The sequence below is a fragment of the Intrasporangium sp. genome (assembly GCF_039812505.1).
Taxonomy (GTDB): domain Bacteria; phylum Actinomycetota; class Actinomycetes; order Actinomycetales; family Dermatophilaceae; genus Intrasporangium_A.
Genome location: NZ_JBDIAQ010000035.1, coordinates 1 through 17045 on the forward strand (window position 1 = coordinate 1; position 17045 = coordinate 17045).

Genomic DNA, 17045 nt, shown 5'->3' on the forward strand with positions numbered 1-17045 from the left:
GCGGTCAGGGCGCGCGTCATGTCGCGCCATGCACCATCCCTGAGCACGGGGCCGGCCCACGTACGTGACTTGGCGTGCGACCTGACCGCTGCATCCGAGGCGGCCAGCTTCCTCGTGACGGTGGCCGGCCACCGGGAGGCAGCGGCCGGCCACCGGGAGGCACCGGCCGGCCACCGGGAGGCACCGGCCGGCCACCGGGAGGCACCGACCGGCCACCCGTAGGAACCGGCCGCCGCGACCGCGACACCCGAGCACCTGCGGGAGGCGCTGTTCCCGACCCGCCCGGGCCCGGCGGCATACCCGCACGTGGCCGAGCGATTCGGGCGCGCCGTCGGGCCGCCGATCCGGTTCGTCAGCCTCTCAACCTGGACGGGGCGGCCGGGGACCTGGCTCGAGGACCTCTTCGTCGAGCCCGGCCAGCGGGCCCTGGGATCGGCCGGGCGTTGCTGGTGCGGCCTGCCCGGGCGTGCCCCTATCGCTGGTATACGCGCTTCGAGCGGTCGGTGCTGGAGTGGAACACCCCCGCCGATCGAGTTCTACCGGTCGCAGGGAGCCGCCGCCCACGTCGGGAGGGCCCGACATACCGGGTCGACGGTGCCGCGCTCACCCGGCTGTCCGGCCCCGGCTCGTAGGCGCGCCCTACCCCGCGACGCGCCGTTCACCCTCGAGGTAACGCAGCAGCCCGGCGCCGGCCAGGCCCGCCGCCGCGCTGAGCACCTGCAGCACCCGGGCGGTGGCGTCGCCCGGCACCGCCTCCCCGAGCAGCAGCACCCCGGCCAGGACCGCGGCCACCGGCTCGGCGATCGTCATCGCCGCCAGCGGCGGCCCGATCTGCGCGGCCTGCAGGCCCTGCTGGGTACGCAGCAGGGCGAGCAGGCCCACCGCCGCCAGGGCCGGCACCGCCCAGACCAGCACGTCCGTGTCCGAGCCGGCGAAGGACCGGGAGACCGTCGTCAGCAGCGCGGCGTTGAGCCCGTTGAGCAGCCCGCCGCTCGCCGCGAGGGCCACGAACCGCCAGCCCGGCCGGCGGGCCAGCACCGCACCGACCGCGTCGACGACCACCGCGACCGCCACGAGCACGAGACCCTGGGTCCCGGTCAGCGCCGAGCGCCCACCGGACGCGTCGGTCGCCAGCAGGAAGCCCGCGCCACCTCCGGCGCACAGCAGCGCCGCACCGATCTCGTCGAACCGGATCCGGCGCTTGTCGATCGCGGCGGTCATCGGCAGCGCCAGCGGCAGCCCGGCCAGCCGGACCGGTGCGACCACGAGGATGGGCACGTAGGCCAGGGCCACCGCCTGCAGCCCGACCCCGGCCGCGTTGAGCACGCCACCAGCCAGCCACAGCGGCCGCCGGACGAGACGCAGCAGCAGCCGGGCGTCGTGGCGTGGGTCCGCGCGGGCGGCCAGGTGCTGGAACACCGAGCACCCCGCGAAGGCCGCGGCCGAGCCCAGCGCGCAGAGCAGGCCGACCAGCACGGGGGATGCCTACCACATCGAGGCCTCCCGGGCCCATGCCCGAGGGCCGTAGGGTGCGGGCATGACTCCCACGACCACCGCCCGAGCCGTCATCGTCACCACCCCGGGGGGAGGCGATGTCCTACAGGTGCAGCAGGTCGAGGTTCCGGCGCCCGGGGCCGGCGAGGTGCAGGTCGAGCTGGCAGCCGCGGGCGTCAACTTCATCGACGTGTACAAGCGCCAAGGGGTCTACCCGACGCCGACTCCCTTCGTGCTCGGCGAGGAGGGGGCCGGAACCGTCACCGCGGTCGGCCCGGACGTCAGCGGCTTCGCGGTCGGCGACCGGGTGGCCTGGGCGCAGGCCGCGGGCAGCGAGGCCTCGGTGCTCAACCGGCCGGCGCAGAGTCTGGTCCAGGTCCCCGACGGCGTCGACCTCGAGACCGCGGCCGGGGTCATGCTGCAGGGCCTGACCGCCCACTACCTCGTCACCTCGACCTATCCCGCCGCGTCCGGCGACATCGCGCTGGTGCACGCGGCGGCCGGCGGGGTCGGACAGCTCCTCGTCCAGCTGCTCGCCGCCAAGGGCGTGACCGTCGTCGCGACGGCCGGCTCCGACGAGAAGCTCGCCGTCGCGCGGCGCTGCGGCGCGAGACACACCGTCAACTACAGCAACTACAGCCGGACCGACGACCTGGCCGCCGCGGTGCGCGCGGCGGCCGGCCGCGGCGTCGACGTCGCCTACGACGGGGTCGGCAGGGCGACCTTCGACGCGTCGCTGGCCGCGCTGCGCCCGCGTGGCATGCTCGTGCTCTTCGGGGGCGCGAGCGGGCAGGTGCCGCCCTTCGACCTACAGCGGCTCAACCGCGGCGGCTCGCTCTACATCACCCGGCCGACGCTCGTGCACTACCTCCGGACCCGGGAGGAGCTGGAGTGGCGGGCCCGCGAGGTCCTGGGCGCGGTCGCGGACGGCTCCTTGCACGTCGAGATCGGCGGGCGCTACCCGTTCGACGCGGCGGCCGCGGCCTACGCCGCTCTCGAGGGGCGGCGGACCACCGGCAAGCTCGTCCTCGTCCCGACCACCTGAGCTGTGTCAGGCTGGGGTGATGAGCGACCCCAACGCACCCATTGGTCCCGACGAGCTGTCCCGCACCGAGGGACTCGAGGGATGGCGGCAGGTCGGCGACGCCCTGGTGACCGTGCTCGACACCGGCGGTTTCTCGCGGGGAGCGGCCTTGCTGCCCGATATCGCCCGGATCGCCGACGAGCTGGGCCACCACCCGGATGTCGACGTGCGCTACGGGCAGGTCGTGATCCGCACCTCGAGCCACGACGTCGGCCACCTCACCTCCCGTGACGTGGGGCTCGCCCGTCGGCTGGGCGAGCTCGCCCGCGCGGCGGGCATCCCGGCCCACGCACCGGACGACGACTCCGACCGATGACCGCCCGAGTCACCTTCCGCCACAAGCGCATCTGGACCGGGTCGAGCGAGAACCCTTGGACGGAGGCGCTGCTCGTCGACGACGGACGGGTCGTCGCAACCGGCACCGACGCCCTCGATGCGGGGGCTGACCGGGTCGTCGACCTCCCGGGCACGCTCGTCCTCCCCGGGCTGCACGACGCGCACCTGCACACCGGCTGGCTCGCCGAGGAGTCCGCCGCGGTGGACCTGCGCGAGACCCGCTCCCTCGCGGACGCGCTCACGCTCGTCGAGGGGTATGCCGCCCAGCTGGCCCCCGGCGCCGACGTGCGGGGGGGCCGGTGGAACCGGAACCGCTGGTCCGGCCCCGGCCCGGACCGGTGGGCGCTCGACTCGGTCACCGCAGGCCGGGTCGCGGTGCTGCCCAGCGTCGACGGGCACTCGGTCTGGGCCAACTCGGCCGCGCTGGCGGCCGCAGGGATCACCCGGTCCACCCCGGACCCGGCCGGCGGCGAGATCGAGCGCGGCCCGGACGGGGAGCCGACCGGGCTGCTGTTCGACGACGCGATCGACCTGCTGCCCGAGCCGGAGGTGGACGACGCAGCACTCCGCCTGGCCCTCGAGCGCGTGCAGCGCGACCTGCTCGCGGTCGGTCTCACCGCGATCACGGACATCGACGGCGAACCGGTGCGGCGCGCCTATGCCGCGATGCACGCTGCCGGGTCGCTGCGCCTGCGGGTCACCAAGTGCATCCGCGACGACGACCTCGAGCAGGCGATCGGCGAGGGCCGCCGCGCCGGCGCCGGCGACGACCGGATGCAGGTCGGGCCGGTGAAGTTCTTCGCCGACGGCGCGCTCGGGTCCCGTACCGCCCACCTGACCCAGCCGTACCTCGGGCAGGACTCGTGCGGCCTCGTGGTGACCCCGTATCCCATTCTGCTGCAGCGGATCCGGATGGCCCTCGAAGCCGGGCTGGACGTGTGCACGCACGCGATCGGCGACGCCGCGAACCGGGCCGTCCTCGACGCCTACGCGCAGGTGCGCCCGGCCTTCCCCGACGCCATCCTGCGGGTCGAGCACGCGCAGCACGTGCTGCCCGACGACGTGGCGCGGTTCGCCGGGCTGCACGTGGTCGCCTCGATGCAGCCGACGCACTGCACGACCGACCTCGAGGTGGTCGACTCCGTCATCGGCTCGCGCCCGCTGCGGTCGTACGCCTGGCGCTCCATGCTGGATGCAGGGGTGCAGCTCGCGTTCGGCTCGGACGCGCCGGTCGAGGAGCCCAACCCGTTCCACGCCCTGCACGCCGCCGTGACGCGCCAACGCGGGGACGGGTCCCCGCCCGGCGGCTGGCAGCCCGCGGAGCGGATCCCGCTCGACGCGGCCCTACGCGCGCACACGGTCGGCAGCTGGCAGGCGGCACGCCGGCGCGACGTCGGCCGGCTCGCGCCCGGGCAGCTGGCCGACCTCGTGTGCGTCGACCGTGACCTGTGGCAGCTCGGGCGCGCCGACCCCGCGGTGATCCGCGACACCGTCGTCGCGCAGACGTGGGTGGGCGGAGAGCTCGCGTACGAGCGGGGCTGAGCTGAGCGGCATACGGGATGGCCCGTGCCGACGGACGACCGTTGGTCGAGCCGGGCGGCTACGCGCCACGGATGCCGTGCTCGGCCGGACCCCGACCGGGTCACCCGCGTGACCAACGGTCGTCGGTGGGTACCGGCAGCGGCCGGCCGCGGCCGTGGGCCCGCATCTCGGCGATCCGCGTGCCCAGGATGCGGGCCTGCCGGTACACCCCCCGGTTGAGCACCGAGGCGACCCAGTCCTGCTCGAACATCGCCTGCACCCACGAGAAGCGCAGCACGAGCCAGTCGTCGAGCAGGAGCTCGTCGTAGCGCCGGCAGTCCCCGTCGATCCGGGCTCGGCTCGTGTGGAACTCGTGGCTGTCCGCCTCGACCACGAGCCGCAGCTCGCGGTCTACGAGATCGGGGCGAATCCGCCGCCCGCCCACCGTCAGGCGCACCTGCGGGACGAGCCTTGCCCCCGGGACGTGCTCGATCGAGATGGCCCGGACCACCGACTCGAAGGGGCCCGCCGACAGGTCGCTGGCGTACCAGGCGATGTCGAGGGCGCGCTCGCGGCCGCGCCCCGGCAGTGCGTCGGCGGCGCTGGAGAGGTCCCACGAGGTGACGCTCCCGGCCCGCAGCGCCGAGTCGGCGATCGCCAGCGCCTCGTCGAACGGGAACGTGGTCGCGCAGTCCGTCACCGTGCGGATCGGTGCGGTGCGCCAGCCGGCCACGTCGTGGGCCTCGAGACGGCGCCACCGCACGGCGCAGGCCTGCTGGTGGGCGGCCGGGACCTTGCGACCGCGCGGCACGATGATCTCGGGCCGGTCCGGCTGCGACTTGAGCGCCCACCCCCACGACGCGGCAGCGGTCCGCAGCCCGGCGACCCCCTTGAGCCGGGCCGCGGCCTGCTCCCCCTCGCTCGCCGTGGGCAGCACGTAACGGCCCCGGCCGAGCCGCAGGATGGTGCCGTCGGCGACCGCCGTGTCGACCTGCCGGCGGCCCATCCGGGCGAGGAGCTGGCGGCTGGTGGCGCTGCCGCCGAGGCGGTGCATCAGGGTGGTGACCTCCATGTCCGGAGGGTGCCAGCAACCGCCGCTGCGGTGTCGCCGGTCATCCACAGGCCGCGCGGTATCGCCGGTCGTCCACGGGCCGCGCGGTGTGCCGACGGACGACCGTTGGTCGCAGCGCTCTGCGGCAGCCGTGCGGTCCCGTGCTCACGCGGGCCCACGCGCGCCCACGCGCGTGACCAACGGTCGTCGGTGGGTACGCCCGGGCGTGCGGCATGCGGCGTGCGGCGTGGGACGTGCGGTCACGGGCCGGGGACGACCGACAGCAGCAGCGTCGCGAACAACGTCAGCCCGCCCACCAGGCTCAGGAAGATCCCGATGACGGCCGGGCCGCCGGCGCCCTCACGGCTGGACCGGCGGGCGGTGCGACGCCCGAGCAGGTAGGTGACCAGACCGATCACCAGCCACGCCAGCCCGATGAGCAGGCCGGCGAGGACGCCGGTGTTCCAGCGCAGGTGGGGGGCGTCCATGGCGGCGATCCTACGGTGTGCATGACCCTCCCCCGAGGAGGGCCTCGAGCTGCCACCACGACCGGGCCAACGTCAGCTCGTGGACCCGGTCGAGCGGCACCCAGCGGGCCTGCCCGGTGGTCCCGCCCACGTCGTGGACGACCGGGTCGGTCGGCACCGGACAGGCGGCCCGGTAGACGAGCCGTATCGCGTGGAAGTCCTCGACGACACGGGACGGCGCGCGCCCGATCCAGTGGGAGGACTGGATCGACACGAGGGCGCCGAGCCGGACCTGCTGGCCGGTCTCCTCCCAGACCTCCCGCAGCACCCCGTGGACCGGCGTCTCACCGGGCTCGAGCCCACCGCCGGGCAGGCCCCACTCCCCCGCGACGTGCGTGCGTGCGGTGAACTCCGTGAGCAGCACCCCCTCCCGGCTCGTCACGAGCGCGTAGGCCGCCACCCGCTGGTAGGCCTCGCCGGTTGCGTCCGGCGGTACGTCCGGGTCGCGGCGCCGCTCCTCGAGGCGAGGGGGTATGCCGCCCAGCGGGCTCACGCGGTAGGTGAGCTCGAGCGCGTGGTCCGCCGCGACGACGGCCGACACCACGGTCCGGGCGGCCCAGCCCCCGGCGTGCAGGAGCGACTCGGGGTGCTGTCCGTGGGCGAGCCGACCCACCACGACCGCCCCACCGGTGTCCGGCAGGGCGACGACCCGCACGCCGCCGGGGACGTTCGTCCTCATCCGCGGGCGGCCCGCACCCTGGCGAGCGCAGCGGCGCGGTGGTACTCGGCGACCGCGAGCGCGGCCACGCACGGCCAGTCCTGGGCCGGCGGGTGCGCGAGGTTCCAGGCCCGCATGCGCTCGACGGCGGGCCGGTCCGCGGCCAGGTCCGCGATCACCCGGGTCATCTCGTCGTCGTCGGCGACGATGCGCCCGCCGAGGCCGTCGGCGACGAACTCGCCGATCCCCGAGCCGGCCCGACCCACGACGGGCAGGCCGGCCGTGCGGGCCTCGAGCGCGGCGATCCCGAAGGACTCGAGCCGCGACGGGGACAGGTAGAGGTCGCTGCGTGCGTACCGCCCACGCAGCTCGTCCCGGGGTACGCGCCCGGGCAGGTGCACCCAGTCGATGTCGTGCGCGCGCAGCCTCGCCTCGACCCGGTGCCGCTCCGGCCCGTCGCCCAGGACCGTCAGCTCGATCGAGCCGGGCCCGGCCAGCTCGGCGGCCCGGTGCACCAGCTCGACGAGAGCGGCGGGTCGCTTGCGGGGGGCCAGCCGCATCGCGGTGACCAGGCGCAGCGGCCCGGACGGTTCCGCCGCCCCGGTCGCACGCTCGGGACGCCATCGGGACACGTCGATGCCGTTGGGCAGCACGCCGACCTCGCCCGCCTCGCCGACGATCCGGCGCAGCGGCTCCGAGGCGGCCTGCGACACCGCCGACATCGCGACCCCGCGTTCGGCCCAGCCGCGCACGAACCCGGCCGCGCGGAAGGCCGGGGCGGCCGTGCCGAGCATGCAGTGCCAGGTCATCGCGGTCGGCAGACCGAGCGAGACGGTCGTCCGGGTGCAGTCCCACGCGAACGGGCTGACCACCCCGGTCTGCACGTGCGCGACCTCGAAGCCGCCCGCGACCAGGCGCCGGCGCAGCTCCCGGGGCGCGGCCGGGTTGACCGGCAGCTCCCAGGGCAGCCGGACCGCGAGCCGGTGCACCGGGATCCCGTCGACGACGGTGACCTGCCCGTGCATCTCCCCACGTGGGCCGGGCGTGGCGGTGAAGACCTCGACCTCGTGCCCGAGCGCGACGAGGTGGCCGGCCAGGTCGTGCGTCTGGACCTCGATCCCGCCGAGCCGCGGCAGGTAACAGTCGCTCAGGAGCGCCACCTTCACGAGGACCACTGTGTCATGCGCAAAGATGGACGCACGTATGCCGTTCACCCTGCTCGCCTTCCACGCGCACCCTGACGACGAGGCCCTGCTGACGTCGGGGACGATGGCGCGTGCGGCGGCCGAGGGGCACCGGGTCGTCCTGGTCGTCGCGACCGATGGCGGCGAGGGGCTCGCCGCCGCGCAGTACACCGGGGGCGCCGGCCTGGCGACCCGCCGGATGGCGGAGCTCGAGGCGAGCGCCCGGATCCTGGGCGTCGCCCGGGTGGAGCACCTCGGCTACGCCGACAGCGGGCTGGGTCCCGAGCCTCTGCCCGACCCGCCCGGGGCGACCCGGTTCGTCCGGGCTGACACCGAGGAGGCGGCCGCCCGGCTGGCGGCGATCCTCACGGAGGAGGACGCCGACGTCCTGCTCACCTACGACCCCAACGGCGGGTACGGCCACCCCGACCACGTCAAGGCGCACGCGGTGGGGATGCGCGCGGCGAGCCTGGCCGGCACCCGACGGGTGCTGCAGGCCACCGTCCCACGCGACACGATCTGCCGCGCCATTGACCTCGCCGCCAAGGTCTACCGCTTCCCCCCCGAGTTCGACCGCAGCTCCTTCGACCGGGCCTTCTCGGCGCGGCGCGACATCACCCACCGCATCGACGTCCGACGCCACATCCGGGCCAAGCGGGCCGCGATGCGCGCGCACGCCTCGCAGGCCAGCGCCGAGGGCGGCGCCGACCGCACCCTCGCGGCGTTCCTGCGGATCCCCCGACCCCTGTTCGACCTGGTCTTCGGCCGCGAGTGGTACGTCGACGCGACTGCCGAGGCACGGGAGACGTGCCCTGTCGACGGAAGAACGTGCACCCTCGACCAGGAGATGTGCACTGTCGATCGGGAAGCGGCGCGAGCGGCGCGGAAGCCCGCGGGTGCACGCAGCCCGGTGGGCGGCATCCGGCGTGACGTCTTCGCGGGGCTCTCGTGACGACCCCGTCGAGCGACCCTCCGCAGGCCTCCCCGGCGCGGTCCGTGCTGCGGCGCGTCGTGCAGTTCGTCATCGGCGTCGGGCTGGCCGTGTTCCTGCTCTGGTGGGGCCTGCCCCGGGTGGCCCACACCACCTGGACCGACGTGTGGCACCTGCTCTCGCAGCTGCACGCCGGGACCGTGGCCGGCCTGACGGTCCTGATGATCTCGGGGCTGTGGCTCGTGACGTTCCTGTACACCGGTTCGCTGAAGGGGCTCGGACACCTGCAGGCGATGATCGTCAACGCCTGCGGCAGCTCGATCGGCAACCTGCTGCCCGGGGGCGGCGCCGCCGGGGTCGTGGTGACCTACAAGCAGCTGCGCTCGTGGGGGTTCCTGCGCCGCGACATCTCGACGATGATCATCGTCACCGGCGTGTGGAACGTCCTCGCCCGGGTCGTGCTGCCCGTCGTCGGGATCATCGCGATCGTCGTCGGCATCGGCCACCTGAACCCCCTTGTCGCCCAAGCCGCGGTCCTCGGTGCGCTGATCGGCATCGGTGTGGTCGTGGCGTTCTGGGGGGTGCTCGCGTCGGAGACGTTCGCGCACAAGTCCGGCCGCTGGCTGATGAAGGTCACCAAGCCGCTGCGACACAGGCGCCGGCCGGACCTCGACCTGGAGCTCGCGATCACCGACCTGCGCCGGCGGATCATCGAGATCGTCCGTTACGGCTGGCTGGAGATGACCTACGGTCTCGTCGGCTTCTTCGGCGTCTACTACATCCTGTTCTGGTTCTGCCTGAACTCCATGGGCGTGCAGATGCCCTTCGCGTACATGTTCGGCGCCTACACCGTGGGGCGGCTGCTGACCGCCGTGGGGATCACGCCGGGCGGGCTCGGCGTCACCGAGGCCGGAACGGCCGCGGTGCTCGTCGGGTGGGGCGCCGACCCCGCCCAGGCGACTGCCGGGGTGGTGCTGTTCTCGCTGTTCACCCACTTCTTCGAGGTGCCGCTGGGCGTGATCGGCTGGGTGCTCTGGTGGCTCAGCCCGAAGAAGGAGCCGGGCGACGCGGAACCGGACCGGAGCACGCCCGACGACGGCTCCCCGGACGGCGACGTCACCCTGGCCCGGACCGCGTCCCCGGACCCGCCCTAGCCTGAGCATCTCCTGAGCATCCTGTGTCAAGGGTGGCCGTTGTGGGTAAGCGGGCCTACAGTCGCAATGGTGGACCGCGTCGAGGACGCGCAGGTAGCCGTTCCTCTCGTCGCGGGTCCCACCGCTTGACAGGAGGCGAGACCGTGTCAGAGTCGTCCGCACGAGGGCCCCAGCCGTCCCCGACGCTCGCACCGCTGCTGCCGGGTGGTGAGCCCATCGAGGGGCTGCTGCGGCGGGCGCAGTTCTTCACCCGAGGGACCCCGAGCGACGACTACCGCGAGGTCCACCGGCGCGACTCACGCAGTGCGGAGGCCTTCTACCGGGAGCGCTGGCACCACGACAAGGAGGTCCGCTCCACCCACGGGGTCAACTGCACCGGCTCGTGCTCGTGGAAGGTGTACGTCAAGGACGGAATCATCACCTGGGAGACGCAGCAGACCGACTACCCGTCGGTCGGCCCGGACTCACCCGAGTACGAGCCGCGCGGCTGCCCCCGCGGCGCCTCGTTCTCGTGGTACACCTACTCGCCCTCGCGCGTGCGCTACCCGTATGTCCGCAGCCCGTTGCTGGACATCTGGCGCGAGACCCGGTCGCGGGTCGCCGACCCGGTCGCCGCGTGGGCCGAGATAATGGCCGACCCCGAGCGCGTCGCCCGCTACAAGAAAGCCCGCGGCCGGGGCGGGTTCGTGCGCTCGACCTGGGCCGAGGCCACCGAGATCATGGCCGCCGCCCACGTGCACACGATCAAGGAGTACGGCCCGGACCGGGTCGCCGGGTTCTCCCCGATCCCGGCGATGTCCCAGGTCTCCTACTCCTCCGGCACCCGGTTCCTGTCGCTCATCGGCGGCACGATCCTGTCCTTCTACGACTGGTACGCCGACATGCCGATCGCCTCGCCGCAGGTGTTCGGCGACCAGACCGACGTCCCCGAGTCGGGCGACTGGTGGAACGCCGCCTACCTGGTCATCTGGGGCACGAACCTGCCGATCACGCGCACCCCCGACGCCCACTTCATGACCGAGGCCCGCTACCACGGGCAGAAGGTCGTCGTGGTCTCCCCGGACTACTCCGACCACACGAAGTTCGCCGACGACTGGCTGCCGGCGGCGCCCGGCACCGACGCCGCGCTGGCCATGGCGATGGGCCACGTGGTGCTCACGGAGTTCTTCCGGGACCGGCAGACGCCCTACTTCACCGACTACGTCAAGCGCTACACCGACCTGCCTTTCCTGGTGACGCTGAAGGAGCACGGCGACTGCTACGTGCCGGACCGGTTCCTGACGGCCGCCGACCTGCCCGCCGGAGAAGACAGCGAGGTCGAGGGTGCCGCGCACAAGACGGTCCTGCTCGACTCCGCCACCGGCGAGCCGCGGGTGCCCAACGGCTCCATCGGCTTCCGGTGGACCCCCTCCGGCGCGGGCCGCTGGAACCTCGACCTCGGGCAGCTCGACCCGCTGCTGACCGTCTACGGACGCCACGACGACGCCGTCGAGATCGACCTGCCCCGCTTCGACGTGGGACCCACCGAGGGCGGGTCGAGCATCCGGCGCGGCGTGCCGGTGCGCCGTCTCGGCGACCGGCTGGTCACCACGGTCTTCGACCTGCTCATGGCCCAGTACGCCGTCTCCCGGCAGGGGCTGCCCGGCGAGTGGCCGACCGGGTACGACGACCTCTCGCCGTACACCCCGGCGTGGCAGGAGCAGATCACCTCGGTGCCGGCTGCGGCGGCCACCCGGGTGGCCCGCGAGTTCGCCCGCACCGCAGAGCTGTCCAAGGGCCGGGCGATGATCGCGATGGGAGCCGGCACCAACCACTGGTTCCACTCCGACCTGATCTACCGCACCTTCTTCACCCTGGTCATGCTGTGCGGCTGCGAGGGCGTCAACGGGGGCGGCTGGGCGCACTACGTCGGGCAGGAGAAGGTCCGGCCGCTCACCGGCTTCCAGCAGATCGCGTTCGCGCTCGACTGGCAGCGCCCGCCACGGCACATGACGGGCACGTCCTACTTCTACGTCCACTCGGACCAGTGGCGCTACGAGGCCTTCGGGCCGGACGAGCTCGCGAGCCCGCTCGGGACGGGCCGCTTCGCGGGACGCACCTTCGTCGACTGCCTCGCCGCCGCCTCCCGGATGGGCTGGACCCCCTCGCACCCGTTCTTCAGCCGCAACCCGCTCGACATCGCCGACGAGGCGGCCGCAGCGGGTAAGCCCGTGGCCGAGCACGTCGTGGACGAGCTGCGGTCCGGCCGGCTGCGCAGCGCCAGCGGGGACCCCGACGACCCGGCGAACTTCCCCCGGGTGATGACGATCTGGCGGGCCAACCTGCTTGGGAGCTCCGGCAAGGGCATGGAGTACTTCATGCGCCACCTGCTCGGCATCGACGACGCCGTCCGGGCGCAGGAGTCGCCCGAGAGCCTGCGGCCGGCCGAGGTCGTGTGGCGCGACGAGGCGCCCCGGGCCAAGCTGGACCTGGTCACCACGCTGGACTTCCGGATGACCAGCACGTGCAGCTACTCCGACATCGTGCTGCCGGCGGCCACCTGGTACGAGAAGCACGACATCTCGACGACCGACATGCACCCGTTCGTGCACTCCTTCAACCCGGCCATCGCCCCGCCGTGGGAGGCCCGCACCGACTTCGACGCGTTCACCACGCTGGCGCGCGAGTTCTCCCGGCTCGCCGCCACCCATCTCGGCACTCGCCAGGACGTCATGGCCCTGCCGCTGATGCACGACAGCCCCGACGAGCTGGCCCAGCCGGGCGGCCTGGCCCTCGACTGGGGGGCCGGGGAGTGCGACCCGGTCCCGGGCGTCACGATGCCCCGGATCCTCACGATCGAGCGCGACTATGCCGCCGTCGCCGACAAGATGGCCGCGCTCGGCCCGCTCGTGGACACCGTCGGCACGGGCGTCAAGGGCGTCAGCTGGGTCCCGACCGAGGCCGTCGACCTGCTCGGGCGCACAAACGGGGTCGTCCACGGCGGGGTCGCGGACGGTCGGCCCCGCCTGACCCGGGACGTCCACCTTGCCGAGGCGATCCTTACCCTGTCCGGCACCACCAACGGCCAGGTCGCCGTCCAGGGCTGGCGTGCCCTCGAGGCGCAGACCGGCACGCAGCTGGCCGACCTGGCCGAGGAGCGCTCCGGCGACCGGATCAGCTTCACGGACACCCAGACCCAGCCACGGGCCGTCATCGCCTCGCCGGAGTGGTCCGGCAGCGAGGCCGGCGGGCGCCGGTACGCGCCCTTCGTCGTCAACGTCGAACGGGACAAGCCGTGGCACACCCTCACCGGGCGGATGCACTTCTTCCTCGACCACGACTGGATGTACGAGTACGGCGAGGCCCTGCCGACCTACCGGCCGCCGCTGGACTACGCCCGCCACTTCGGCGACCAGGGCGTCGGCGACCAGGGCCGGCCGGAGATCACGGTGCGCTACCTCACCCCGCACTCGAAGTGGTCGATCCACTCCGAGTACCAGGACAACCTGCACATGCTGCGGCTGTTCCGCGGTGGCCCGGTCATCTGGATGAGCCCCGTCGACGCCGAACGGATCGGCGTGCACGACAACGACTGGATCGAGGCGTTCAACCGCAACGGGGTCGTCGCCTGCCGGGCCGTGGTCACGCACCGGATGCCGTCGGGGACCGTGTACATGTACCACGCGAAGGACCGGCACCTGATGGTGCCCAAGTCGGAGGTCTCCGGCTGGCACGGCGGCGGCGACAACTCGCTGACCCGGCTCGTGGTCAAGCCCACGCACATGATCGGCGGGTACGCGCAGTTCTCCTTCGGCTTCAACTACTACGGCCCGACGGGCCACCAGCGCGATGAGATCACGGTGATCCGGCGACGGTCCCAGCAGGTTGAGTACTGACCCTCGAGAGAAAGAGCAGGCAGCGACGATGAGGCCGATGGCACAGATGGCCATGGTCATGAACCTCGACAAGTGCATCGGGTGCCACACCTGCACGGTCACGTGCAAACAGGTGTGGACCAACCGCCCGGGCACCGAGTACGTCTACTTCAACAACGTCGAGACCAAGCCGGGGCTGGGCTACCCGAAGCGGTACGAGGACCAGGAGCAGTGGCACGGCGGCTGGACGCTGGACAAGAAGGGCCGCCTCCAGCTCAAGGCCGGCGGGCGCCTGAAGAAGCTGCTGTCGATCTTCTACAACCCCGACCTGCCCTCGATCGACGACTACGGCGACCCGTGGACGTACAACTACGGCGACGTCATCAACGCCCCGCTCGGCACCCGCAACCCGATGGCCCACTCCATCTCGGCGCTGACCGGTCAGGACATGGACATGAAGTGGGGCGCCAACTGGGAGGACGACCTGGCCGGCGCGCCCGAGCGGGCCCACCAGGACCCCAACCTCGAGGGCCTGCAGGAGCAGGTCCGGATGGAGTTCGAGCAGGCCTTCATGTTCTACCTGCCGCGGATCTGCGAGCACTGCCTGAACCCGTCGTGCGTCGCCTCGTGCCCGTCCGGCGCGATGTACAAGCGGCAGGAGGACGGCATCGTCCTGGTCGACCAGGACCGCTGCCGCGGCTGGCGCTTCTGCGTCTCCGGCTGCCCCTACAAGAAGGTCTACTTCAACCACCGCACCGGCAAGGCCGAGAAGTGCACGCTGTGCTACCCCCGGATCGAGGCGGGCCAGCCGACGATCTGCTCCGAGACGTGCGTCGGGCGGCTGCGCTACCTCGGGCTGATGCTCTACGACGCCGACAAGGTCCTCGAGGCCGCGGCCACGCCCGACGAACAGGACCTCTACGAGGCGCAGATGTCGGTCTTCCTCGACCCGAACGACCCGGAGGTGGTCCGCGAGGCCGAGCGCAACGGCATACCCCACGACTGGATCGAGGCGGCCCGCCGCTCCCCCGTCTACCAGCTGGTGGCCCGTCACCGGGTGGCCCTGCCGCTGCACCCGGAGTACCGCACGCTGCCGATGGTCTGGTACATCCCGCCGCTGTCGCCCGTCTCCGACATCGTGCACGCGGAGGGCTACGACGACGCGCACCCGGAGGAGGTGTTCGCGACGATCGACTCGCTGCGCATCCCGCTGGAGTACCTCGCCAACCTGTTCACCGCCGGCCGCGTCGACACGGTGCGCAGCGTGCTGCGCAAGCTCGCGGTCGTCCGGGCGGTCCAGCGCGCCGGACAGCTCGGGCTGACCGCCAAGGACGAGCTGCCGGCGACCATCGGGGCGACCGCAACCGAGCTCGACGAGCTCTACCGGCTGCTCGCGATCGCCAAGTACGACGACCGGTACGTCATCCCCAAGGCCCACGCCGAGGACGCCGGGCGGCTGATGGCCCAGCACGAACAGCTGTTCTGCAGCCTCGACACCGAGGGCGGCCCGGGCATGGGCGGCGGTGGCCCGTTCGCCGGCGCGAGCGTCGAGCAGTTCCACGCCGGCGTCCGCCCCGGCGGCAGCCACACCTTCCACGACAGCGACGGACGCGAGCGCTTCAACCTGTTCGGCTGGGACGGGAGCGGCTCCGCACCGAAGCTCTTCCCGGAGGCGGGCACGTGACGAGCACGCAGGCCGGCACGGACCGACGCACCTCGGGAGACGACGGCACCGGGCCGGACCTGCCCACCGGCGCAGCGGCGACCTACAAGCTCGCCTCGGTCCTGCTCCAGTACCCGACCCGATCCCTCCTCGAGGGTCTCGACACGCTCGGTGCGGCACTCGAGCGGGTACCGCGCCGGCCGCGGGCCGAGCTGGCCCGCTTCCTCGACTGGCTGGCCGGCACCCCGTCCGCGGACGTCGCGGTGCACTACGTCGAGACCTTCGACCTGCGGCGGCGGTGCAGCCTCTACCTGACCTACTTCCGCTCGGGCGACACCCGCAACCGGGGGATGGCGATGCTGGCCGTCAAGACCGCCTACCGCGTCGCCGGGTTCACCCCCTCCGACGACGAGCTGCCCGACTACCTGCCCCTCGTCCTCGAGTTCGCTGCGCTCTCGCCGCGCGGCGAGACGCTGCTGGCCCGCCACCGTGCCGACCTCGAGCTGCTGCGGCGCGGGCTGGAGCGGGCCGAGAGCCCGTACCTGGCCGTGGTCGAGGCGGTGTGCGTCCAGCTGCCCGGACTGGGCCGGCGCGAGCTGGCCGCGGTGACCCGGGCCTGGGAGACCGGCCCGCCGCAGGAGGCCGTCGGGCTCGAACCGTTCGCCCCGCCCGAGTACCTGGGCGGCTACCCGACCGGTCGCGCTGGTGCGGCCGCGCCGACCGGCACAGAGGAGGACCGACGATGAGCGCCACGTGGGCCTACTTCTGGTGGGTGATCCTGCCGTACATCGCGATGGCGGTCTTCGTCATCGGCCACATCTGGCGCTGGCGCTACGACCAGTACGGGTGGACCAGCTACTCCACCGAGCTGCAGGAGCACAAGCGGCTCAAGTGGGGTGCGCCGCTGTTCCACTACGGCACCTTCGCAGCGATCGGCGGCCACGTCATCGGGATCCTGATCCCGAAGCAGTGGGTCGAGGCGATCGGCATCAACGAGCACGCCTACCACCTCTTCTCGGCCGTCGCCGGGCTGATCGCCGCAGCGCTGGTCATCATCGGCGTGGCGATCCTCGCCACCCGCCGGCTGTTCGTCCCCCGGGTGCGCGCCACGACGAGCCGGGTCGACTGGGTGGCGCTGGTCCTGCTCGCGATCATGGTCGGGCTCGGCATCGCGACGACCTCGATCAACGCACCGCTCGGCTTCGACTACCGCGAGACCATCTCGATCTGGTTCCGCGGCCTGTTCGCCGGCGACGCGAACATCGCGCTGGCCCAGAGCTCCCCGATCATCTTCCAGATCCACGCGGTCGCCGCATGGCTGCTGTTCCTGATCTGGCCGTTCACCCGGCTGGTGCACGCCTGGAGCTACCCGCTCTGGTACCTGTGGCGGCCCTACGTCGTCTACCGCGCCAAGAAGGCCGGCCCGCCCGCCGAGCCGGGCACCGGCGGACGCAAGTGGCGCAAGATCGGCGTGCGCTACTGAACCGAGCCCCGCAGCGCCACTGCTTCGGCCGGTCCCTGCGGCGCCGGTCCCGTACCGGCGGACGACCGTTGGTCTGCGATCGCCCGACGCTCGTGCTCGGCCGGC

Annotated in this window: 15 protein-coding genes; 10 read left to right on the top strand and 5 right to left on the bottom strand. The window is 73.1% G+C overall.

What is annotated here, in order from left to right; translation table 11 throughout:
- A partial coding sequence (locus WMI84_RS06910; protein WP_347351607.1) for a hypothetical protein occupies nt 1–222 on the top strand: 222 nt, incomplete at its 5' end.
- 417 nt (nt 223–639) lie between these two features.
- Here the strand turns inward: WMI84_RS06910 and WMI84_RS06915 are convergent.
- On the bottom strand, nt 640–1476 hold the full coding sequence (locus WMI84_RS06915; RefSeq protein WP_347351609.1) for a DMT family transporter: 837 nt from the start codon (nt 1474–1476) through the stop codon (nt 640–642).
- A 61-nt stretch (nt 1477–1537) separates the two neighbouring features.
- Between WMI84_RS06915 and WMI84_RS06920 the strand changes: the two genes are divergently transcribed.
- The 3 genes from WMI84_RS06920 to WMI84_RS06930 are packed head-to-tail and all read left to right on the top strand — an operon-like array spanning nt 1538 to nt 4456.
- Complete coding sequence (locus WMI84_RS06920; protein WP_347351611.1) at nt 1538–2539, top strand: quinone oxidoreductase; 1002 nt, start codon at nt 1538–1540, stop codon at nt 2537–2539.
- A gap of 19 nt (nt 2540–2558) precedes the next feature.
- Complete coding sequence (locus WMI84_RS06925; protein ID WP_347351612.1) at nt 2559–2894, top strand: 4a-hydroxytetrahydrobiopterin dehydratase; 336 nt, start codon at nt 2559–2561, stop codon at nt 2892–2894.
- Nucleotides 2891–4456 (top strand): amidohydrolase, encoded by a 1566-nt coding sequence (locus WMI84_RS06930; protein WP_347351614.1) that lies wholly within the window; start codon nt 2891–2893, stop codon nt 4454–4456. The genes WMI84_RS06925 and WMI84_RS06930 overlap by 4 nt, the downstream gene beginning before the upstream one ends.
- Nucleotides 4457–4556: 100 nt before the next feature.
- Here the strand turns inward: WMI84_RS06930 and WMI84_RS06935 are convergent, their stop codons facing one another.
- The 4 genes from WMI84_RS06935 to WMI84_RS06950 form a co-directional block, all read right to left on the bottom strand.
- Nucleotides 4557–5507: a hypothetical protein gene (locus tag WMI84_RS06935; protein ID WP_347351616.1), complete on the bottom strand. Its 951-nt coding sequence runs from the start codon at nt 5505–5507 to the stop codon at nt 4557–4559.
- Nucleotides 5508–5746: 239 nt separating this feature from the next.
- A complete protein-coding gene (locus tag WMI84_RS06940) occupies nt 5747–5974 on the bottom strand; it encodes a hypothetical protein (RefSeq protein ID WP_347351618.1) in 228 nt (75 codons plus the stop codon).
- A gap of 10 nt (nt 5975–5984) precedes the next feature.
- Nucleotides 5985–6692 (bottom strand): NUDIX domain-containing protein, encoded by a 708-nt coding sequence (locus WMI84_RS06945; protein ID WP_347351619.1) that lies wholly within the window; start codon nt 6690–6692, stop codon nt 5985–5987.
- Nucleotides 6689–7837 carry a glycosyltransferase family 4 protein gene (locus tag WMI84_RS06950; RefSeq protein WP_347351621.1) on the bottom strand — a complete coding sequence of 383 codons (1149 nt, stop codon included), beginning with the start codon at nt 7835–7837 and terminating at the stop codon, nt 6689–6691. Before WMI84_RS06950 ends, WMI84_RS06945 begins: the two co-directional genes overlap by 4 nt.
- A gap of 25 nt (nt 7838–7862) precedes the next feature.
- On the opposite strand from WMI84_RS06950, the gene WMI84_RS06955 reads away from it, so the two are divergent.
- The 6 genes from WMI84_RS06955 to narI all read left to right on the top strand — a co-directional run bounded on the left by WMI84_RS06955 (nt 7863) and on the right by narI (nt 16940).
- Complete coding sequence (locus WMI84_RS06955; RefSeq protein ID WP_347351623.1) at nt 7863–8807, top strand: PIG-L family deacetylase; 945 nt, start codon at nt 7863–7865, stop codon at nt 8805–8807.
- Nucleotides 8804–9940, top strand: coding sequence for a lysylphosphatidylglycerol synthase transmembrane domain-containing protein (locus tag WMI84_RS06960; RefSeq protein ID WP_347351625.1), 1137 nt, complete (start codon nt 8804–8806; stop codon nt 9938–9940). Before WMI84_RS06955 ends, WMI84_RS06960 begins: the two co-directional genes overlap by 4 nt.
- A gap of 143 nt (nt 9941–10083) precedes the next feature.
- Nucleotides 10084–13815 (top strand): nitrate reductase subunit alpha, encoded by a 3732-nt coding sequence (locus WMI84_RS06965; protein WP_347351627.1) that lies wholly within the window; start codon nt 10084–10086, stop codon nt 13813–13815.
- A gap of 28 nt (nt 13816–13843) precedes the next feature.
- A complete protein-coding gene (gene narH / locus WMI84_RS06970) occupies nt 13844–15478 on the top strand; it encodes a nitrate reductase subunit beta (protein ID WP_347351629.1) in 1635 nt (544 codons plus the stop codon).
- Nucleotides 15475–16203, top strand: coding sequence for a nitrate reductase molybdenum cofactor assembly chaperone (gene narJ / locus WMI84_RS06975; RefSeq protein ID WP_347351631.1), 729 nt, complete (start codon nt 15475–15477; stop codon nt 16201–16203). The genes narH and narJ overlap by 4 nt, the downstream gene beginning before the upstream one ends.
- Nucleotides 16200–16940 (top strand): respiratory nitrate reductase subunit gamma, encoded by a 741-nt coding sequence (narI, locus tag WMI84_RS06980; protein WP_347351633.1) that lies wholly within the window; start codon nt 16200–16202, stop codon nt 16938–16940. The genes narJ and narI overlap by 4 nt, the downstream gene beginning before the upstream one ends.
- Nucleotides 16941–17045: the final 105 nt, after the last annotated feature.